This is a genomic window from Pseudomonas sp. P105 (genome assembly GCF_032614175.1).
GTDB classification, from domain to species: Bacteria; Pseudomonadota; Gammaproteobacteria; order Pseudomonadales; family Pseudomonadaceae; genus Aquipseudomonas; species Aquipseudomonas rhizophila.
The window spans coordinates 5,497,636-5,516,926 of record NZ_CP126693.1 but is presented as its reverse complement, the minus strand read 5'-3'; the positions used below and the strand labels follow the sequence as shown (position 1 = coordinate 5,516,926).

Genomic DNA, 19,291 nt, shown 5'->3' with positions numbered 1-19,291 from the left:
ATTAGGTTCCCATTGGCGCAGCAGATTGCTGCACCGATTCGAGTAGCGAGGTGACACGCATACGGCCGGTTAGTAGATCGTCCATCAGGCCGGATTTTTGTTGAAGCAGTTTTTCCAACTGCGCCCGTTCGTATTGGATTCTGTCTCCAAGGCTGGAGAAGCGGTCAGTGATCAATGCCTGCTCATCAGGTGGGGGCAACGGAATCTCGAAACGCTTCACTTCTGAAACATTCAGGTGCGGGTTGGTCGTTCCCGAAGTCAACAGGGCAATACGGTCCTTTACTGATCCAGAATATATCTGTGCTAACAAATAGAAACTGGTGAGCTTGCCTGCTTGCGGCCTAAGCAGCATGACTCGCTGCCCCAAACATATTTGCATCCCTTCTGGAATAACAAATGCCTCACCTACAGGGGCCTCTCGGGTGAAGATTAAGTCGCCAGAGGTAGGCTCCAGCCTGGCAATGCGTTCTCTATACTCGCGCGCCGACACACGAGACGCCATTTTTTCAAGGAAGACTCCATCCTTGATGTGCATGGTCCGTGCGACCAGCGCACCTTCGGTTTGAAAACTCGGCGTTGAATGTGGACAGTCCACTATGTGAGTGCATGCCTCGTCCAGGGGCACAACCTCCCACTCCTTAGGAATCCACCCCAACGGCGACTCCATATAGAGCTGCGGCGCCTCTCTCTGTGGCGGGCGCAGTTGGCCGTTGGAGTCGATGCCACGGGTCAGCAGGTCGTGCAGCAGGCCCTGCTTGACGGCCTTGAGCTTGTCGATCAGTGCCTCGGTTTCGCGTATGGCGGTGTCGAGGATGTCCAGGATTTGGGCAATCTTACGCCGCTCCCCGAATTCTGGTCGGTAAACCTCCAGCTCATAGACATCCCTCCGGTTCAGTCCTGGGATACCCGTAGATGTATCCAGTAGATGAAGCGGCAACCAAGACAGTACCCAATACAGCCAACGACGCTCTTCTGGCGGACAGTTCACCCAATACGTCGTATCAATGGGCCATAAATCATCATCAGACCAAGTGACCTTGCCAACGCTGCCCTTACGACCGACAACAATCCCCGGCCCAGCGATCAGTGCGGATTGATGGCGACCCACCTCACCATTTGAGCCAAATACGGGAAAGCCGTGTCCAGTACGGCGTTCGGCAGGTAGCGGCTCACCATATTCAAGAGAGAGGAGCGCGTCGAGTTTAGACATATCCCAATCCCTTCAGGAAACCATCTAACGCCTCTGCCGCCGCATTGCGCTTCTGCTCGATTTCGTTCAGCGTTATTCGATACTTGTCCCACCAGTTCTCGAAGGCGGCGACTATCTGCTTGCGCTGGGCGGCGATATAGCGTTCGACGATGGCCTGCATGTCGTTGTGCAGGATGGTCAACAGCAGTTCGGCCGCTTGCTGCTCGTCCAGCCCGTCGACGGCCTGATTCAGGTGGCTGGCGAAGTTCTCCTGCCGGCTTTTGAGCTGTTTTTTCACCTTTATCAACTCGGCTTTCCAGGCCCTGAGCTGGGCTTCGTCGACGGTGTTTTCTTCGTCATCTGTATCCGTCGCGCTGTCTGTCTCGTCAGCCTCTTCCCCCTTGATCGGGGATGCGGCCTTGAGTTGACTATCCAGTTCGACCTTTTTTGCTTCTAGCTCGGCCAAACCGGCAACAAAATCACCGAGCAGGAATTTCACCAGCTTGTGCTCCAGCGGGCTTTGCTTGCTGGCCTTGTCTTCCAGAGCCGTGATGATGCTGGTCCGCCAAGCGTCGATTACGCCCCGGCTACCGCGAGCCATCAAGCCAAGGAAGTCGTATTTGCTCTGGTACCAGAAGCCGGCGACGATGCCCCGAACCTGGAAGGGGTCGAGCAGGCCGATGCCTTCCAGCGTCTGGCTAAAACTGGCCAGCAGTTCGCCGCGCAACTCGACCAGGGCAGCGCTGTTATCCAGCTTCCCAGCCAGGGCGGTGATTCGCGGGCTGTGTTCGTGCCACCAGCGCTCGAAGGCCTCACGGAGGGCGGCTTCCTTGACCTGCAGGCCTACATTGCCTTCGATGGCCGGCTTGAGGTCGGTGCGGCGGGTTAGCTCGCTGCGAAAGTCGAGATATTGTGCGTCGCGCGCCACGAATAGGTCATGAGGGTCGAGGCCGTGGGCGGCGAACAGCGGCGTTTTCGCTTCGACTTCGGCCTTGGGCACACCACCCAGCAGGTGGGCACGTACATCATGCGGCTCGGGCAGCGGTGCGTTATCCACATAGCGGCGGATATTCAGGTTGTAACCGGCGTCGCGCAAAGTGGCGATATCCACCACGTCACAGAGGCCATCGATCCGGCGGAATTCGTCGAAGGCGGTGGTGATTTTCTCAATATGCTCGGGCAGCAAGTAGTTCTGCGCACGGCCCTCAAAGTATTCGCGGTCAGCGTTGATAAATAGCACCTTGCCCTGGCGCTCGGCAGGCTTGGCGCTGACACGGTTGGCGCCTTCCTGCTTTTGTTGGCGCAGGATTAGGATGCAGGCCGGAATACCAGTGCCATAGAACAGGTTGGCCGGCAGGCCGATCACGGCTTCGAGCAGGTCGTTCTCGATAATGCCAGCGCGAATGCCGCGTTCCTCACCGCCCCGGAACAGCACGCCGTGGGGCAGTACGGTGGCGATCATGCCCTCGTCGCGGGTCACTGCGAGCATGTGCTGCAGGAACATCAGGTCGGCCTTTTTCGAGCCCAGTGGCACCTCGCCGAAGCGGAAGCGCTGCTCGCGGAATGTCGGGTTCCAGGCCAAGCTGCCATCCGGGCTTTTCTCGGTATGACCCCAGTTGATGGAGAACGGCGGGTTGGTGAGAATGCGGTCGAAGCGGCGTAACTCACCGCCTTCGACATGCCGAGGGTTGGCCAAGGTGTCTTCGTTCTCCAGGCCGGTGCCGCTGATGCCATGCAACAGCATGTTCATCTGTGCGATGGACCAGACGGTACCGTTGAATTCCTGGCCGAAAAGGTTGGCCTTGCGACCGTCTTCTCCGTGCTCGTCAATGTATTCCTTGGCAGCAATCAACATGCCGCCCGAGCCGCAGCAGGGGTCATAGATATCGTGGTCTAGGGTCGGCTTGAGCAGTTGCACCATCAGTCTCACCACCGGACGTGGCGTATAGAACTCGCCGCCTTTCTTGCCGGCCGAATCGGCGAACTCTGCTATCAGGTATTCGTAGGCAGCACCCAGCAAGTCGGGGAATTCGAAGTCGCTGTTGCGCAGGCGCACGTCACCGAAGTGGGTGATGAGTTGGCGCAGCTTCTGATCGGGAATTTTGCTCTGGCCTACCTTGCGGGTGAAGTCGATGTGCTCCAGCACCCCTTCCAGGTCCGCATTGTTTCCCTCGATGCCGGCCAGCGCCTTGTTCAACAGATCGCCGACATTGGTGTGCGCTTCGTTGAGCACGTACCAGAATCGCGAATGGATGGGCACCCAGAAATTGCCATGGACCTTGTACCAGCGCGGATTTTCCGCCAGGGCACATGCCTCGGATTTACTCTTGCCGGCATTTATCTGATCGGCGACGACCTGCTCATAGCGCTCCTCGAATACGTCGGAGCAGCGCTTGAGGAACAGCATGCCAAAAATGTATTCCTTGAACTCCGAGGCATCCATTTTGCCGCGCAGAATATCGGCAGCCTTGAACAGATGGCGTTCCAGTTGTTGAAGCGTGAGGGGCATTGCGGAATCTCTTATGGGCACCCAGGAGCGGATGCCGATCCTGATGGTATTAAATGCCGGGGATTGTATCCCAATCCAAGCTCAGTACTGAGCAGTCTCGGTTGTACGGGGTCAGGTTGGGCAGCGCAAGACAGGATGCCCGGATGCTTACGCTTAAATGCCGTGGCTGCGAAGATAAGTAGAGATTTCAGACATTAAAAAGCCGGCTTATGGCCGGCTTCTCGTTGACTAACTCAGTTCGTTTTTGACAAACCTCACCAGCCTTCAAAACGTACATCCGGCTCTTGCGGCCGGCTGTGGGACTTGGTCAGAAAGTGATCTGCCTTGTCGGTGCGAGGTGTTGGCTCGCAAATGTGGGGCGGAGGATACGCGGGTTTTCTTCAGAATCCCAGTGGTAAGTGGTGTGGAATCATTGGGTTATCGGTGATTCAGGGGGAAAGCAGGGGGCTGCTGCGCAGCCCAGCGGGAGCAAGCTCCCTCGCCACAAAAGCTTCTGCCACAGCTCCGGCTACAGCTGCCACAATTCCCGCCACCGTTTCTGGTCTTGGGTGGGTTAGTCGAACACCGGCGGTCTCTGTTTGTTGAGGGTGGACCACCAGAACACCCAGCCAATCACCCGTATGTTTTGCGCATCAATCTGTTCGGCGCTGAAGACTTCGTCGGGGTAGGCGGTGTTGTTGTGGCTACGCAGCCGCAGCCGATTACCGGGGACGCGGTGCAGGTATTTGATACGCAGCATGCCGTCGTGCTCAAGCGCATAGATATGGCCGTCGACGATTTGGGTCAGGCCGCGGTCGATGGCGAGGGTGGAGCCGTCTTCGATGCGTTCGGCCATGCTGTCGCCGACCATGGTGGTGCAGATGGCATCGCCGGGGTCGATTTCCAGGGATTCTAGGTGGCTGCGGGGCAGGCGGATGGTTTGGTCGGGGATTTCGATGATGTGGGTTTTGGTTTCGCCGGGGGCGATGGGGGCTTCCTTGTAGAGGGGCAGTTCGATGTCCGTGGTCTCTTGCACGCTGTAGACGCCATCGTTTTCGGCGGCTTCATAGGTGATGCCGGGGCCCAGGCCCAGTGGGGTCTGCGGGCCTTCGCCGGTGGCGAGCCATTGCGGGCTGACGGTCAGCAGGCTGGCGATGGAGTAGATGCGCCCTGGCGGGATGCCACGGTTGAACCAGTTGTTTATGTGCTGGGATTTCACGCCGTATAACTTCGCGAAGTCGGCGGATCGGATATTCGCTTCTTTTAGAAGGGCTCTGAAGCGGTCGCCACTGGAAAGTATTTTCATAAACGGAAAGTTTAGGGGCGACGGTGTTTTCGGCAATAAACATGTCGTGCAAATATATAAGACGATCTTTCCGTTTGCAGGATTTGAAAGGGGCGGGCTAAACGGCGTTAAACGGTATTAATACAACTTCGTATTTATCATCATTAAGACATAAAAAAACCCCGGTGCAAACCGGGGTTCTTCTTTACTTCAGTCTCAGCCTTTGTAGGCGGCAACCGACTTGGTGATCGCTTCGCGGGCGGCGTCTGCACCGGCCCAGCCTTCGATCTTGACCCACTTGCCTTTCTCGAGATCCTTGTAGTTCTCGAAGAAGTGTTCGATCTGCTGGATCAGCAGGGCTGGCAGGTCGGTGTATTCCTTCACGTCGACGTACAGCTGCGACAGTTTGTCGTGCGGTACGGCGATGACTTTGGCGTCGCCGCCGCCGTCGTCGGTCATGTTCAGGATGCCGACCGGACGGGCGCGGATGACCGAGCCTGGGGCGACTGGGTAAGGGGTCACGACCAGCACGTCGAGGGGGTCACCGTCGTCGGCCAGGGTGTTGGGGATGAAACCGTAGTTGGCCGGGTAGAACATTGGGGTGGCCATGAAACGGTCAACGAACAGGCAATCGCTGTCTTTGTCGATTTCGTATTTGATCGGGGCGTGGTTGGCCGGGATTTCGATCGCGACGTAGATGTCGTTCGGCAGGTCTTTGCCAGCCGGAATCTTGCTGTAGCTCATTGGGCGGTGCCCCCGTTAGTTGACCAAATGACTGGTCGGATTGACCAAAAAGTGGCGGCGATTATAGGCATATTCGGCCGTCGATGCCACGTTACAAGGGTCTTAGAGACCTTAGTATGACGCCTGATAGACCGGATCTTCGGCTTGAAGTTGCCGCAGCCGGGCCAACGGGTCCTGGCGGTAGAACGCCTTGAGCTGTTCATAGACCCGCGGGTACGCCTGGTGCAGCAGGTCCGGGGCGCTGAAGAAGTATTCGCTGGTGACGGCGAAGAACTCCGCCGGATTCTCTGCGGCGTAGGGGTCGATGAGGGTTTCTGCGTCCGGATCCTGGTCCAGTTGACGGTTGAGGTCGTCGAAAGCCTGTTGCATGGCCTCGGCCCAGTCTTTGACCCGCATGTCGGCATGCAGCGGTGGCAGGCCGTTGGCGTCGCCGTTGAGCATGTCGAGTTTGTGCGCTAGCTCGTGGATCACCAGGTTGTAGCCGTCCCAGCCGCCGCTGGCGAGCACGCCGTCCCAGGCCAGGATGATCGGGCCTTGGGGCCAGGCTTCGCCGCTGTGTTCGCCGTCCCATTCGTGCTCGATGCCGCTGGCGTCGCGGTAGCGCTGGGGGCTGAGGAAGTCGTCGGGGTAGAGCACGATTTCGTGGAAGCCCTGGTACCAGTTCAAGTCGCCGAGGTGCATCAGCGGCAATTGGGCCTGGGCGGCGAGCAGCAGGCGTTGTTCCTGGTGCAGTTCGACGCCGGGCAGGGCGCTCAGGTGTTTGTCATGCAGAAACAGCACGCAGGCTTCGCGCAGCCATTGGTCCTCGGTGGCGCTGATGCCGTCGAGAAAGCTCAACTGGTGACGCACCCGCTGCCAGGTTTCCTCGCTGACGGGATGTTTGGCGAGGGTGCGTTGCCGGCGCCAGCCGCTCAGGGACCACATGGCCGATCAGCGCGGATGGGCTTTCGAGGCGTTGGCGGCGAGGCGGCTGCGGATCACGCCGACGATCATTGGTACCAGCGACAGCAGGATGATGCCCAGCACCAGCAGCGACAGGTTCTGCTTGATGAATGGCACGTTGCCGAAGAAGAACCCGAGGGTGACCAGGCCGCCGACCCACAGGATGGTGCCCAGGACGCTGAAGGCGAAGAAGCGCGGGTAGGGCATTTTTGCAACGCCGGCGACGAAGGGGGCGAAGGTGCGGATGATCGGCAGGAAGCGCGCCAGGGTCACGGTTTTGCCGCCGTGTTTGTCGTAGAAATCGTGGGTTTGTTGCAGGTAGTCGCGGCGGAAGATTTTCGAGTTCGGGTTGCTGAACAGCCGTTCGCCTGCGGTGCGGCCAATGATGTAGTTGGTGCTGTCGCCGAGGATCGCCGCCAGCATCAGCAGGCCGCCGAGCAGCACCGGGTCCATGCCTCCACCGGCGGCTACCGCGCCGGCGATGAACAGCAGGGAATCGCCCGGCAGGAAGGGCATCACCACCAGGCCGGTTTCGCAGAAGATCACCAGGAACAGGATGGCGTAGATCCACGGCCCGTAGTTGGTCACCAGCAGGTCGAGGTACACATCGAGATGCAGTATGAGGTCGAGGGGGTTGAAATCCATGCAAAGCACCTGTGGTCGCGGCCTGACTGGGTGGGGCCTGTGGGTCGGGCTTCGAGTAAGGCTACAGCGCGTGTAGCTTTTTCTTACAAGCCGGGAAGAGCGGCATTATACGAGGTCGAGGGTGGTGTGCGTGGTGAGTTTGTAGCGGGGGATGTCGGGAGGCTTCTGGCTGGGTGAAGAACTCTGTGGCGAGGGAGCTTGCTCCCGCTGGAGCGCGAAGCGGTCCCAAATGCAGCCAACCCGGTCTGCCTGATGCACCGCGTGCTCAGGTTCTGGGGCTGCTGCGCAGCCCAGCGGGGATAAATCCCCTCGCCACAACGTTTCACCCAACCACAGGGGTTATTGATCAGTCCGCGGTAATCGGGTCAGAGCTCTTCGCTGATCGGCAACACGTAGTTCTTGAACTCGGTGTCTTCCTTGAAGCCGATGGACTCGTAGGTTTTCTGCGCCACGTCGTTGTTGCTGCTGGTGGAGACGCGCATGCGTACGGCGTTGGTTTCCTTGGCCATTTTTTTCGCGGTGCGGATCAGGTTGTCGGCCACCAGCTGGCGGCGGGCGTCCTCGGCGACGTAGATGTCGTTGAGGATCCACACGCGCTTGAGCGACAGTGATGAGAAGCTTGGGTAGAGCTGGCAGAAGCCCAGCAACCGGTTGTCATCGTCATCGGGCAACGCCAGGTAGATCACCGATTCCTTGCGGCGCAGGCGTTTTTCGAGGAAGGCTCGGGACGAATCCGGGTAGGGCAGCGAGCCATAGAATTCCCGGTATTTGACGAACAATGGGGTCAGCAGGTCCAGGTGTTCCAGGGTCGCTTGGATAATCCGCATAGTAGGTCTCGTCTGCAAAGGTCGACAGATACTCGGACAACAACGGCGTTCTGCCGTGCTTCGATGCTGCCTGAAAGCGGATCAAAAACGCAAACTTGTAAACGGATCAGCTTCGGGGCGGCATCAGTAGGAAGTTACCTTTCATATCGGCGGTATTTTCCGAGTCTAGAGTTTGGACCTGGGCTTCGTCCTTCAGGTTGACCCCCGAGAGCTGTCTGCGGCAGGCCTCGCGCATCAGGTAGATCAGGCGGTGGGCGGCCATGCCGTAGCTCAAACCTTCGAGCCGGACGTTGGAGATGCAGTTGCGATACGCATCGGTCAGGCCGACTTTCGGGTTGTAGGTGAAATACAACCCCAGGCTGTCGGGGGAACTGAGGCCGGGGCGTTCGCCGATCAGGATCACCGACATTTTTGCGCCGAGCCGCTGCGCCACCTCATCAGCCACCGCGACGCGGCCCTGTTCCACCAGAATCACCGGCGAGGTTGACCAACCATCAGCGGCGGTCTGTTCTTCCAGCCGCGCCAGGAACGGCAAGGTATGCCGATGCACCGCCAGCGCCGACAGGCCGTCGGCCACCACGATGGCCAGGTCTACGCCGCCGGGATTGGCCGCTGCGTAGTCCTCCAGTATTTGTACGGAGGCCTCGTCGAGCCGTCGGCCCAGGTCCGGGCGCTGCAGGTAGCTGTTGCGGTCGCTGGCGGCGCTGTGCAGCAGCAGGCTTTCGCGGCCGCGTTCAGTCAGTTGCGCGCGAATGCCTTCATGGTCGAAGGCCAGGTGCACGGCGTCCCGAGCCTGGGCATGGGCGTACTGGAAGTCCAGTTGCGCCGAGGTCGGCAGGCTGGTGCCGGTGCGGCCCAGGGCGATGCGCGCCGGGGTGAGGTTGCGCAGATTCAGCCAAGGGTTTTGTGGATCTACAGGTTTTTTATCCATGGGCAGTTCTCTCATCCCAAATGCGGCTTATCCCAAATGAGCTAATGCGTGACGAAACGCCGGTGGCAGGTTGTCGCCGAACCGCACCCGGCCATCGGCCTGGGTGAAAATGCCCATGTTCGCCAGCCACGTTTCGAATTCCGGCGCCGGCTTCAGGCCCAGGGTCTGGCGGGCGTAGAGGGCGTCGTGGAACGAAGTGGTCTGGTAGTTGAGCATGATGTCGTCGGAGCCGGGGATGCCCATGATGAAGTTGATTCCGGCCACGCCCAGCAGGGTCAGCAGGGTGTCCATGTCGTCCTGGTCGGCTTCGGCGTGGTTTGTGTAGCAGATGTCGCAACCCATCGGCACGCCCAAAAGCTTGCCGCAGAAGTGATCTTCGAGGCCGGCGCGGATGATCTGTTTGCCGTTGTACAGGTATTCCGGGCCGATAAATCCTACGACGGTATTCACCAAAAACGGCTTGAAATGCCGTGCGACGGCGTAGGCCCGGGTTTCGCAGGTCTGTTGATCGACACCGTAGTGGGCGTTGGCTGAAAGGGCACTGCCCTGGCCGGTTTCGAAATACATCAGGTTGTTGCCCAAAGTGCCGCGATTCAGGCTCAGCCCGGCGTCGTAGCCTTCCTGCAAGATGTTCAGGTTGATGCCGAAACTGGCGTTCGCCGCTTCGGTGCCGGCGATGGACTGGAACACCAGGTCCAGGGGCACGCCACGGTTCGCCGCTTCAATGGAAGTGGTGACGTGGGTCAGCACGCAGCCTTGGGTCGGGATGTCGTAGCGCTGGATGATGGCGTCGAGCATTTCCAGCATGGCGCAGATCGACGCTGTGCTGTCGGTGGCCGGATTGATGCCGATCATGGCGTCGCCATTGCCGAAGAGCAGGCCGTCGAGGATGCTTGCGGCGATCCCGGCGGGCTCATCGGTGGGGTGGTTGGGTTGCAGGCGGGTCGACAGTCGCCCGCGCAGGCCGAGGGTGCCGCGAAATTTCGTCACCACGCGGATTTTCTGCGCCACCAGCACCAGGTCCTGCACGCGCATGATCTTCGACACGGCGGCGACCATTTCCGGGGTCAGGCCCGGGGCCAGCGCCCGCAGGCTGTGTTCGTCGGCCGCATCGCTGAGCAGCCAGTCGCGAAAACCGCCGACGGTGAGGTGGCTGACGGCGGCGAAGGCCTGTTTATCGTGGGTGTCGACGATCAGCCGGGTGACTTCATCGTCCTCGTAAGGAATCAGCATTTCTTGCAGGAAATGGCTGAGGGGCAGGTCGGCCAAGGCCATTTGCGCTGCTACGCGTTCGCCATCGTTGAGCGCCGCGACCTCGGCCAGGAAATCCCCGGAACGCGCCGGGCTGGCCTTCGCCATCAGGTCTTTGAGGCTGTCGAAGCGGTAGGTCTGGGCGCCGACCGTGTGTGCAAAACTGGCCATACAGGTTCTCCGTGACGGCGCCGCTGGGCGGCGCCGTGGTTTTCGGCGTTTTACAACTTAGTGCAAGGCTTCTTCAGCTTTCTGAATGGCCGCGAATTCTTCTTCGGGCGTGCCTGCTACCAAGTGATGCCGACTGTAGAACGCGAAGTAAGCAATTAACACTCCATAGATGATCGCCGCGCCGATGACCACCCGCGGATCCACCAGAAAGCCCGCTACTACGGCGATGCACGCCAGCACCAGGGCCACGCCCGAGGTGAAGATGCCTCCCGGTGTGCGGTATGGCCGGTCCATTTTGGGGCGGCGGATGCGCAGGGTGATGTGCGCGGCCATCATCAGCACGTAGGAGATGGTGGCGCCGAACACCGCCACCAGAATCAGCAGATCGCCCTGGCCGGTCAGGGACAGACCGAAACCGATAATGCCGGGGATGACCAGCGCCAATACTGGTGCTTTGCTTTTATTGGTTTCGGAGAGCTTGCGTGGCAGGTAACCGGCGCGAGACAACGCGAAGATCTGCCGCGAGTAGGCGTAGATGATCGAGAAGAAGCTGGCGATCAGGCCCGCCAGGCCCACCAGGTTGACGAAGTTGCCCATCCAGGTCGAGCCGCCGTAGGCCTTGGCCAGGGCTTCCACCAGCGGGTTGCCCGAAGCCATCAGCGCATTGGAACCCGCACCGCCTGGGCCGATCACCAGAATCAGCAGGGCAAACGCCACCAGCACCAGCATGGCGCCGATCAGGCCGCGCGGCAGGTCGCGCTTGGGGTTCTTGGTTTCTTCAGCCGCCAGCGGTACGCCTTCCACGGCCAGGAAAAACCAGATGGCATACGGAATGGCTGCCCACACGCCGACGTAGCCGAACGGCAGGAATGGGCTGGCGCCCGTGGCTGCGGTGACCGGGATGTCCAGCAGGTTGGCGACGTCGAAGTGCGGCACCATCGCCACCAGAAACACCCCCAATGCCAGGGCGGCGACGGCAGTGATGATGAACATCAGCTTGAGCGCTTCACCCACGCCGAATATGTGGATGGCGATGAAGATGATGTAGAACGCCAGATAGATCATCCAGCCGCCAATGCCGAATAGCGATTGGCAATACGCGCCGATGAACACGGCAATCGCCGCGGGGGCGATGGCGTACTCGATGAGGATCGCCGTGCCCGTGAGAAACCCGCCCCAGGGCCCGAATGCGCTACGGGCAAAGCCATAGCCGCCGCCAGCGGTAGGAATCATCGAGGACAGCTCGGCCAGGGAAAAGCACATGCACAGGTACATCGCGGCCATCAGCAGCGTGGCAAGAAACATCCCGCCCCAACCGCCCTGGGCCAGGCCGAAGTTCCAGCCGGCGTAGTCCCCGGAAATGACATACGCCACCCCCAGGCCCACCAGCAGGACCCAGCCCGCCGCGCCTTTTTTCAGTTCACGTTGTTGGAAGTATTCGGAGCCGACTTTTTCAAAGTCGACCGAGGACGTTGCCGGTTGCGGGTTTGCTTGATCGCTTGGCATAAGGGTTTACCTGTTTTTATTGTTTTTTTGTCTAGCCTGATCGCCGGATTAGCGCAGTACCCCTGTGGGAGCGGGCTTGCTCGCGAAGGCGGCGGCACCTTGAGCAACTATGTGACTGACACACCGCTTTCGCGAGCAGACTCGCTCCCACAGGGGAGTTGGGCCAGCCGAAACTGGAGCGCCATCCACAAATCCTGTGTGGGAGCGAGCCTGCTCGCGATAGCAATCTCAAGGGCGAAGCAGAACCACCTGCCTCGCCCCAATGCCTTAGAAGAACCCCAACGGATTGATGTCATAGCTCACCAGCAGGTTCTTGGTCTGCTGGTAATGATCGAGCATCATCTTGTGGGTTTCACGACCCACGCCGGACTTCTTGTAGCCACCAAACGCCGCATGGGCCGGGTAGAGGTGGTAGCAGTTGGTCCAGACGCGACCGGCCTTGATCGCCCGGCCCATGCGGTAGGCGCGGTTGATGTCGCGGGTCCAGAGACCGGCGCCGAGGCCGAACTCGGTGTCGTTGGCGATGGCCAGGGCTTCGGCTTCATCCTTGAAGGTGGTGATGCTCACCACTGGGCCGAAGATTTCTTCCTGGAACACGCGCATCTTGTTGGTGCCCTTGAGCAGGGTGGGCTGGATGTAATAACCCGTGGCCAGGTTGCCCTCGAGTTTTTCCACCCGGCCGCCGGTCAGCAGTTCGGCGCCTTCGCCCTTGGCGATTTCCAGGTACGAAAGAATCTTGTCGAATTGCTGCTCGGACGCCTGGGCGCCGACCATGGTGTCGGTGTCCAGCGGGTCGCCGCGCTTGATCTGCAGGACTTTGTTCATCACAACTTTCATGAACTCGTCGTAGATCGACTCCTGCACCAGGGCGCGGGAAGGGCAAGTGCAGACTTCACCCTGGTTGAAGAACGCCAGCACCAGGCCTTCGGCCGCTTTCTCAATGAAGCTCGGCTCGGCCTGCATGATGTCTTCGAAGAAGATGTTCGGCGACTTGCCGCCCAATTCCACGGTAGACGGGATGATGTTCTCGGCCGCGCATTTCATGATGTGCGAGCCGACCGGGGTCGAGCCGGTGAAGGCGATCTTGGCGATGCGCTTGCTGGTGGCCAGGGCTTCACCGGCTTCCTTGCCGAAGCCTTGCACCACGTTCAGTACGCCAGGTGGCAGCAGATCGCCGATCAGCTCCATCAGCACGCAAATGCCCAATGGGGTTTGCTCGGCGGGCTTGAGCACCACGCAGTTACCGGCGGCCAGGGCCGGGGCGAGTTTCCAGGCGGCCATCAGCAGCGGGAAGTTCCACGGGATGATCTGCCCGACCACGCCCAGCGGTTCATGGATGTGATAGGCCACGGTGTTGCCGTCGATCTCGGCGGCGCTGCCTTCCTGGGCGCGCAGGCAACCGGCGAAGTAGCGGAAATGGTCGGCGGCCAGGGGGATGTCGGCGTTGAGGGTTTCGCGCACGGCCTTGCCGTTGTCCCAGGACTCGGTGATCGCCAGAACCTCAAGGTTTGCTTCGATGCGGTCGGCGATTTTCAGCAGGACCAGCGAACGGGCCTGGGCGGACGTGGCGCCCCAGGCATCGGCAGCGGCGTGGGCGGCGTCCAGGGCTTTTTCGATGTCTTCGGCGGTGGAACGCGGGAATTCGGCAATGGGCTGGCCATTGACCGGGGAAGTATTGGTGAAGTACTGACCTTTGACAGGCGCGACGAACTCGCCGCCGATGTAGTTACCGTATTTGCTCTTGAACGAAACGATAGCGCCTTCAGTACCGGGGTGAGCGTAACGCATGATGAGTTCTCCTTGGCTTTTGTGCTTATACGGGAGGCCGCGCAAAATTGAGCGCTGGTAATTAAGCCTAGAGCAAAGGTCGGGCCACTGCCTTGCAAGGCCCGTAAATCAAGACTTTAGGAGCAGTTCGTCGGACAAACGGATGCCCTGCGTGACGATAGCGATACAGCGGGTGTGACAGTTTGTGCCAGATGCGAGACAGTCTGTGACTGACAGGTCGCGCCAGCATTGCAAAGCGCCAGTGGCTGGAGGATGCTGAGGGCCGCTACCCTCGGGGAGAACAATAAGAAATGCACAGCAACCACTTGAGTCGCCATGCCCAACAAGTCCTGACGGTCACCCAGGGCAAGGCCCATTTGCAGGGCCCTGGCAGCGATCCGTCGATTGCCCGTTCCTGGCTGCGCTGCCTTGAGGACTATCACCTCGACCCGGCGCAGAACCTGGCGCCGACGGTGCTTGAGCATGGCCGGGTGCTGGAAAGCCGCGAGCGCCTGCAACAGGTGTTGCACATCGCCGGCACGGAAATGACCAGCCTGCATCAACAACTCTCCGGCGCCGGCCACGCGGTGCTGCTGACCGACGCGCGCGGCGTGATCCTCAACTGTGTCACCGCCCCCAGTGAGCGCAAGATTTTCGAACGGGCCGGCCTCTGGCTCGGCGCCGACTGGAGCGAAGCCTGCGAAGGCACCAACGGCATCGGCACCTGCCTGGTGGAGCGCCAGGCCCTGACCATTCACCAGGAAGAACACTTTCGCGGCCGCCACACCGGCCTGACCTGCTCGGCCAGCCCGGTTTTTGATCCCCATGGCGAACTGCTTGCGGTGCTGGATGTGTCATCGGCCCGGCCGGACGTGTCGCGCCAGAGCCAGTTCCACACCATGGCCCTGGTCAACCTCTCGGCGAAGATGATCGAGAGCTGCTATTTCCTGCGCTGCTTCGACAATCAATGGCTGCTGCGTTTTCACTTGCAGGCCGAGTCTGTGGGGTTGTTCAGCGAGGGGCTGCTGGCGTTCGACGGCGAAGGGCGGATCAGCGCGGTCAACCAGAGCGCGCTGAACCTGTTGGGGCATATTCGCGGTGGCTTGCTGGGTCAGCGGGTGGAAGACTTTTTCGATTGTTCACTGGATGAGCTGCTCGGACGGGCCAGCACCCAGGCCAGCGCCAGTTGGCCGTTGCGCACCCGTGACGGGCGGCATTTGTTTGCCGTGCTGCGGGGGCAGCCGCGCAGTGTGCCGGTCCCGGTCGTCCCTGCGTTTAAAGCCATCGAGCCCGCCCGGTTACCGGGCATCTGCCTGGGAGATGCGGTGTTGCAAGAGCATTTTCGCAAGGCGCTGCGGGTGTTTGAGCGCGATGTGCCGCTGCTGATCCATGGCGAAACCGGCTCTGGTAAAGAAGCCTTCGCCAAAGCCGTGCATCACGCCAGCCAGCGTGCCGGGAAAAACTTCGTGGCGCTTAACTGCGCAGCCATCCCGGAAAGCCTGATCGAGAGTGAGCTGTTCGGTTATCGCGGCGGCAGCTTCACCGGTGCGCGCAAGGAAGGCATGCGCGGCAAGCTGCAACAGGCCGACGGGGGCACGCTGTTTCTGGATGAGATCGGTGACATGCCCCTGGCCTTGCAGACCCGTTTGCTGCGGGTGCTGGAAGATCGCCAGGTGGTGCCCATCGGTGGCGAACCCGAAGCGGTGAACGTGCGCATCATCAGCGCCACCCACCGTCAGTTGCTTGATCGGGTGCGCGACGGCAGTTTTCGCGAGGACTTGTACTATCGCCTCAACGGCCTGGAGATCCCTTTGCCGGCGTTGCGCGAGCGCAGCGACAAGTCCCAGTTGCTGGATTTTCTGTTGGCCGAAGAAGCGGGCGCCGAAGCGGTGGCGATCGACGAACCGGCGCGCCAGGCATTGCTGAGTTTTGATTGGCCGGGCAACGTGCGGCAACTGCGCAATGTGCTGCGCACCCTTGCTGCGTTGTGCGACGGCGGGCGGATCGGGCTGGAGGATCTGCCGGCGATGATTCGCCAGTGTCCGGTGGCGTCGGTTGAAACCGTGGCGGAACGCCCGCTGGAAGATGCCGAGCGGTTGGCGCTGCTCGATGCACTGGAGCGCCAGCGCTGGCACATGACCCACACCGCCGAGCAACTGGGCATCAGCCGCAATACGCTTTATCGGAAACTGCGCAAACACGCCATCGCCCGCTGAGCCGCGTCGTGGCCATTCGCGAGCAAGCCCGCTCCCACAGTTGACCGAGTTCTTGCAGAAGGAATGCGGTTGAATGTGGGAGCGAGCTTGCTCGCGATGGCGGCGGCACATCCAACATCGCCGCAAACTGACCCACCGCTATCGCGAGCAAGCTCGCTCCCACAGAGGATTTGCGGTGTTCTGATGGTTGCAGTTCGAAACACAAGGTGCGATTTCCCCCTCCCTACGCTAACCTGCGGCCATGTTTACGAGGTCGACTATGCACATCCATATTCTCGGTATTTGCGGCACTTTCATGGGCTCGATGGCGGTATTGGCCAAGGAGCTGGGCCATCACGTGACCGGTTCCGACGCGAACGTCTACCCGCCGATGAGCACGCAGCTGGAGGCCCAGGGCATTGAGCTGACCCAAGGCTACGACCCAGCGCAACTGGACCCCGCGCCGGACCTGGTGGTCATCGGCAACGCCATGTCCCGTGGCAATCCGGCGGTTGAATACGTGCTCAACAAAGGCCTGCCTTATGTGTCCGGCCCGCAATGGCTGGCCGATCATGTGTTGCAGGGCCGTTGGGTCCTGGCCGTGGCCGGCACCCATGGCAAGACCACCACCAGCAGCATGCTCGCCTGGGTGCTGGAACACGCGGGCATGAGCCCAGGCTTCCTGATCGGCGGCGTGCCGCAGAATTTCTCGGTGTCGGCGCGCCTGGGTGGTACGCCGTTCTTCGTGATCGAGGCCGATGAATACGACAGCGCGTTCTTCGACAAACGCTCGAAATTCGTCCACTACCGCCCGCGCACGGCGATCCTCAACAACCTTGAGTTCGATCACGCGGACATCTTCCCCGATCTGCCGGCCATCGAGCGGCAGTTCCACCATTTGGTGCGCACCATTCCGAGTGAAGGCCTGGTCATCCATCCGACCACCGAGCCCGCGTTGCAGCGGGTGATCGAAATGGGTTGCTGGACCCCGGTGCAAACCACCGGCGCCGGCGGGCAGTGGCAAGTGAAGTTGCTCAAGGACGACGGTTCGCAGTTCGAAGTCATGTTCGAAGGCGTGGCTCAAGGTGTGGTCGATTGGGACATGACCGGCCAGCACAACGTCGCCAACGCCCTGGCCACCCTGGCGGCGGCCCGTCATGTCGGCGTGGTGCCGTCCATGGGCATCGCCGCGCTGAGTGCGTTCAAAAGCGTGAAGCGGCGGATGGAAAAGGTCGCTGAAGTGCGCGGCATCACCATCTATGACGACTTCGCCCACCACCCGACGGCCATCGCCACCACCCTTGACGGTTTGCGCAAGCGCATCGGCGATGCACCGCTGATTGCCATCATCGAGCCGCGTTCCAACTCCATGAAACTCGGCGCCCACCGCGACGGCCTGCCGGAAAGCGTGGTGGATGCCGACCAGGTGATCTGGTACGCGCCGGCCAACCTGGGTTGGGACCTCGGCGCCACCGCCGCGTTGTGTACGGTGCCGTCGATTGTCAGCGACTCCCTGGAAGGCATCATCGAGCGCGTGAAGAGCCAGGCCCAGCCCGGTACTCACGTGGTGATCATGAGCAACGGCGGTTTCGGCGGCCTGCACGGCAAATTGGCCGAGGCACTGAAATGAACACGCGCCCGGAGAGCAATGGCCCCGACCGCATCACCCTGGCCATGACCGGTGCTTCCGGCGCCCAGTACGGCTTGCGCCTGCTCGATTGCCTGGTGCGGGAAGACCGCGAGGTGCATTTCCTCATCTCCAAGGCGGCGCAATTGGTGATGGCCACCGAGACCGACGTCACCCTGCCAGCCAAGACCCAAATGATGCAGGCCTTCCTCACTGAATACACCGGTGCGGCGGCGGGGCAGATTCGTGTGTATGGCAAGGAAGACTGGATGTCGCCGGTGGCTTCGGGCTCCGGGGCGCCGGCGGCGATGGTGGTGGTGCCGTGTTCCACCGGTACGCTCTCGGCGATTGCCACCGGTGCCTGCAACAACCTGATCGAGCGCGCCGCCGACGTGACGCTCAAGGAGCGTCGCCAGTTGATCCTGGTGCCGCGTGAGGCACCGTACTCGAGTATTCATCTAGAGCACATGCTCAAGCTGTCGAACATGGGCGTGACGATTCTGCCGGCCTCTCCGGGTTTTTATCACCAGCCACAGACTATCGATGACCTGATCGATTTTGTGGTCGCGCGGATTCTCAATCTGCTGAACATCCCCCAGGACATGCTGCCGCGCTGGGGCGAGTACCATTTGAGCAGTGATGAATAAGCTGCTGGTGGTGGTGCTGGCGCTGCAACTGACCGGCTGCGCCACCGCCCGCACCCTGGACGCCGCCAAACCCGGCGCGCCGGTGGTGTATGCGGGCACGCGCCTGGACTTGTATGCGCTTAACGGTGGCTGTTGCGCCAAGGACCGCTTTGGCGCCGAAGCGCCGCGTTACCCAGGCGTGGATCTGCCGGCCAGTGCGTTGCTCGATACCTTGTTATTGCCGTTGTCGTTGCTGACGGTGATTGGCGTGGGGTTTCAGGCTACGGGTGGGTTGTAACCAGCGCTACAATCCAACATGGATGTAAGCTGGTCCACCGCTATCGCGAGCAGGCTCGCTCCCACATTGGTACGCATTCCTTCTGAAGAACTCGGTCAACTGTGGGAGCGAGCCTGCTCGCGATGGCGTCCGCCCAGGCGCCGCAATTATTTGCCCAACTTACGCAACTCATCCGACTCCACCACCCGCACCCCTTCCTGTTCTTCCAGGGCCAGGCGCCACATGGCGCGGGCCAGTTGGCAGGCTTCGATGCCGTGGTACTTGCCGGGGATCAGCCTCGACAAGGGGCCGGCCAATTGTTCGGCCAACCGCGGTTCGGTGCGTTCGCCCAGTAGCAGGGAAGGGCGGCAGAGGGTCAGCTGTGGCCAGTCCTGGGCCTTGAGGGCGGCTTCCATTTCGCCTTTGACCCGGTTGTAGAAAATCGAAGAACTCGGGTCAGCCCCCAGCGCGCTGATCACGATCAGGTGCCTTGCGCCCAGCTCCCGGGCGCGCTTGGCGAAGGCCACCACCAGGTCCAGGTCCACCGCGCGAAACGCCTGTTCTGAGCCGGCCTTCTTGATGGTCGTGCCAAGGCAGCAAAATGCGATGTCCACCTGGCCACTGAGGCGGGGCAGCAGTTCGGCTGTTTCACCGACCGGGTTTTCCAGGTGTGGATGCTCGGCCAGCGGCCGGCGTGAAGGCGCCAATACACGTGTGATGGTCGGCTCGTTGAGCAGCCGGTCCAGTAGATGTTCCCCGGTCAACCCGGAAGCTCCGGCAAGCAAAACATGCTGAGGCGTCAAGTACATAGTGTTTCCCC

The 19,291-nt window shown here is 60.8% G+C and carries 16 protein-coding genes; 4 read left to right on the top strand and 12 right to left on the bottom strand.

Annotated elements, in window-relative coordinates; genetic code table 11:
• Nucleotide 1: 1 nt before the first annotated feature.
• From QOM08_RS24745 to QOM08_RS24695, 11 genes are all read right to left on the bottom strand, one after another.
• Nucleotides 2-1,210 carry a restriction endonuclease subunit S gene (locus tag QOM08_RS24745; protein WP_316912263.1) on the bottom strand — a complete coding sequence of 403 codons (1,209 nt, stop codon included), beginning with the start codon at nt 1,208-1,210 and terminating at the stop codon, nt 2-4.
• Complete coding sequence (locus tag QOM08_RS24740) at nt 1,203-3,698, bottom strand: N-6 DNA methylase (protein ID WP_316912262.1); 2,496 nt, start codon at nt 3,696-3,698, stop codon at nt 1,203-1,205. Before QOM08_RS24740 ends, QOM08_RS24745 begins: the two co-directional genes overlap by 8 nt.
• A gap of 553 nt (nt 3,699-4,251) precedes the next feature.
• Nucleotides 4,252-4,983 (bottom strand): helix-turn-helix transcriptional regulator, encoded by a 732-nt coding sequence (locus QOM08_RS24735; RefSeq protein WP_316912261.1) that lies wholly within the window; start codon nt 4,981-4,983, stop codon nt 4,252-4,254.
• A 195-nt stretch (nt 4,984-5,178) separates the two neighbouring features.
• Nucleotides 5,179-5,706: an inorganic diphosphatase gene (gene ppa, locus QOM08_RS24730; protein WP_047229468.1), complete on the bottom strand. Its 528-nt coding sequence runs from the start codon at nt 5,704-5,706 to the stop codon at nt 5,179-5,181.
• Nucleotides 5,707-5,817: 111 nt separating this feature from the next.
• A complete protein-coding gene (locus QOM08_RS24725) occupies nt 5,818-6,630 on the bottom strand; it encodes a zinc-dependent peptidase (RefSeq protein WP_139049079.1) in 813 nt (270 codons plus the stop codon).
• A 6-nt stretch (nt 6,631-6,636) separates the two neighbouring features.
• The gene (locus QOM08_RS24720) at nt 6,637-7,293 is read right to left on the bottom strand and encodes a DedA family protein (protein WP_316912260.1); all 657 of its coding nucleotides are present in this window, start codon (nt 7,291-7,293) and stop codon (nt 6,637-6,639) included.
• Between the two features lie 365 nt (nt 7,294-7,658).
• Nucleotides 7,659-8,120: a GNAT family N-acetyltransferase gene (locus QOM08_RS24715; protein ID WP_092394658.1), complete on the bottom strand. Its 462-nt coding sequence runs from the start codon at nt 8,118-8,120 to the stop codon at nt 7,659-7,661.
• Nucleotides 8,121-8,226: 106 nt separating this feature from the next.
• Complete coding sequence (eutC, locus tag QOM08_RS24710; RefSeq protein ID WP_316912259.1) at nt 8,227-9,051, bottom strand: ethanolamine ammonia-lyase subunit EutC; 825 nt, start codon at nt 9,049-9,051, stop codon at nt 8,227-8,229.
• 27 nt (nt 9,052-9,078) lie between these two features.
• Nucleotides 9,079-10,473, bottom strand: coding sequence for an ethanolamine ammonia-lyase subunit EutB (locus QOM08_RS24705; RefSeq protein WP_316912258.1), 1,395 nt, complete (start codon nt 10,471-10,473; stop codon nt 9,079-9,081).
• 57 nt (nt 10,474-10,530) lie between these two features.
• Nucleotides 10,531-11,979, bottom strand: coding sequence for an ethanolamine permease (eat, locus tag QOM08_RS24700; RefSeq protein ID WP_047229474.1), 1,449 nt, complete (start codon nt 11,977-11,979; stop codon nt 10,531-10,533).
• Nucleotides 11,980-12,246: 267 nt separating this feature from the next.
• Nucleotides 12,247-13,767: an aldehyde dehydrogenase family protein gene (locus tag QOM08_RS24695; protein WP_076383493.1), complete on the bottom strand. Its 1,521-nt coding sequence runs from the start codon at nt 13,765-13,767 to the stop codon at nt 12,247-12,249.
• A 290-nt stretch (nt 13,768-14,057) separates the two neighbouring features.
• Here QOM08_RS24695 and QOM08_RS24690 point away from each other — a divergent pair, with 290 nt between their 5' ends.
• The 4 genes from QOM08_RS24690 to QOM08_RS24675 all read left to right on the top strand — a co-directional run bounded on the left by QOM08_RS24690 (nt 14,058) and on the right by QOM08_RS24675 (nt 18,492).
• The gene (locus QOM08_RS24690) at nt 14,058-15,962 is read left to right on the top strand and encodes a sigma-54-dependent Fis family transcriptional regulator (RefSeq protein WP_188251949.1); all 1,905 of its coding nucleotides are present in this window, start codon (nt 14,058-14,060) and stop codon (nt 15,960-15,962) included.
• Between the two features lie 259 nt (nt 15,963-16,221).
• The gene (gene mpl / locus QOM08_RS24685) at nt 16,222-17,571 is read left to right on the top strand and encodes a UDP-N-acetylmuramate:L-alanyl-gamma-D-glutamyl-meso-diaminopimelate ligase (RefSeq protein WP_076383495.1); all 1,350 of its coding nucleotides are present in this window, start codon (nt 16,222-16,224) and stop codon (nt 17,569-17,571) included.
• The gene (ubiX, locus tag QOM08_RS24680) at nt 17,568-18,215 is read left to right on the top strand and encodes a flavin prenyltransferase UbiX (RefSeq protein ID WP_139049082.1); all 648 of its coding nucleotides are present in this window, start codon (nt 17,568-17,570) and stop codon (nt 18,213-18,215) included. Before mpl ends, ubiX begins: the two co-directional genes overlap by 4 nt.
• On the top strand, nt 18,208-18,492 hold the full coding sequence (locus QOM08_RS24675; protein WP_160893627.1) for a YceK/YidQ family lipoprotein: 285 nt from the start codon (nt 18,208-18,210) through the stop codon (nt 18,490-18,492). The genes ubiX and QOM08_RS24675 overlap by 8 nt, the downstream gene beginning before the upstream one ends.
• A 146-nt stretch (nt 18,493-18,638) precedes the next feature.
• Here the strand turns inward: QOM08_RS24675 and QOM08_RS24670 are convergent, their stop codons facing one another.
• Nucleotides 18,639-19,280 carry an oxidoreductase gene (locus QOM08_RS24670; RefSeq protein ID WP_047229480.1) on the bottom strand — a complete coding sequence of 214 codons (642 nt, stop codon included), beginning with the start codon at nt 19,278-19,280 and terminating at the stop codon, nt 18,639-18,641.
• Nucleotides 19,281-19,291 lie beyond the last annotated feature (11 nt).

Excerpts from the sequence above, each read along its gene's own strand:
- ppa (WP_047229468.1), bottom strand. The coding sequence starts at position 5,706 with ATGAGCTACAGCAAGATTCCGGCTGGCAAAGACCTGCCGAACGACATC.
- ubiX (WP_139049082.1), top strand. The coding sequence starts at position 17,568 with ATGAACACGCGCCCGGAGAGCAATGGCCCCGACCGCATCACCCTGGCC.
- QOM08_RS24735 (WP_316912261.1), bottom strand. The coding sequence starts at position 4,983 with ATGAAAATACTTTCCAGTGGCGACCGCTTCAGAGCCCTTCTAAAAGAA.
- QOM08_RS24675 (WP_160893627.1), top strand. The coding sequence starts at position 18,208 with ATGAATAAGCTGCTGGTGGTGGTGCTGGCGCTGCAACTGACCGGCTGC.
- QOM08_RS24670 (WP_047229480.1), bottom strand. The coding sequence starts at position 19,280 with ATGTACTTGACGCCTCAGCATGTTTTGCTTGCCGGAGCTTCCGGGTTG.
- QOM08_RS24715 (WP_092394658.1), bottom strand. The coding sequence starts at position 8,120 with ATGCGGATTATCCAAGCGACCCTGGAACACCTGGACCTGCTGACCCCA.
- QOM08_RS24705 (WP_316912258.1), bottom strand. The coding sequence starts at position 10,473 with ATGGCCAGTTTTGCACACACGGTCGGCGCCCAGACCTACCGCTTCGAC.
- QOM08_RS24740 (WP_316912262.1), bottom strand. The coding sequence starts at position 3,698 with ATGCCCCTCACGCTTCAACAACTGGAACGCCATCTGTTCAAGGCTGCC.
- QOM08_RS24725 (WP_139049079.1), bottom strand. The coding sequence starts at position 6,630 with ATGTGGTCCCTGAGCGGCTGGCGCCGGCAACGCACCCTCGCCAAACAT.
- eutC (WP_316912259.1), bottom strand. The coding sequence starts at position 9,051 with ATGGATAAAAAACCTGTAGATCCACAAAACCCTTGGCTGAATCTGCGC.
- QOM08_RS24695 (WP_076383493.1), bottom strand. The coding sequence starts at position 13,767 with ATGCGTTACGCTCACCCCGGTACTGAAGGCGCTATCGTTTCGTTCAAG.
- QOM08_RS24690 (WP_188251949.1), top strand. The coding sequence starts at position 14,058 with ATGCACAGCAACCACTTGAGTCGCCATGCCCAACAAGTCCTGACGGTC.
- mpl (WP_076383495.1), top strand. The coding sequence starts at position 16,222 with ATGCACATCCATATTCTCGGTATTTGCGGCACTTTCATGGGCTCGATG.
- QOM08_RS24745 (WP_316912263.1), bottom strand. The coding sequence starts at position 1,210 with ATGTCTAAACTCGACGCGCTCCTCTCTCTTGAATATGGTGAGCCGCTA.
- QOM08_RS24720 (WP_316912260.1), bottom strand. The coding sequence starts at position 7,293 with ATGGATTTCAACCCCCTCGACCTCATACTGCATCTCGATGTGTACCTC.
- eat (WP_047229474.1), bottom strand. The coding sequence starts at position 11,979 with ATGCCAAGCGATCAAGCAAACCCGCAACCGGCAACGTCCTCGGTCGAC.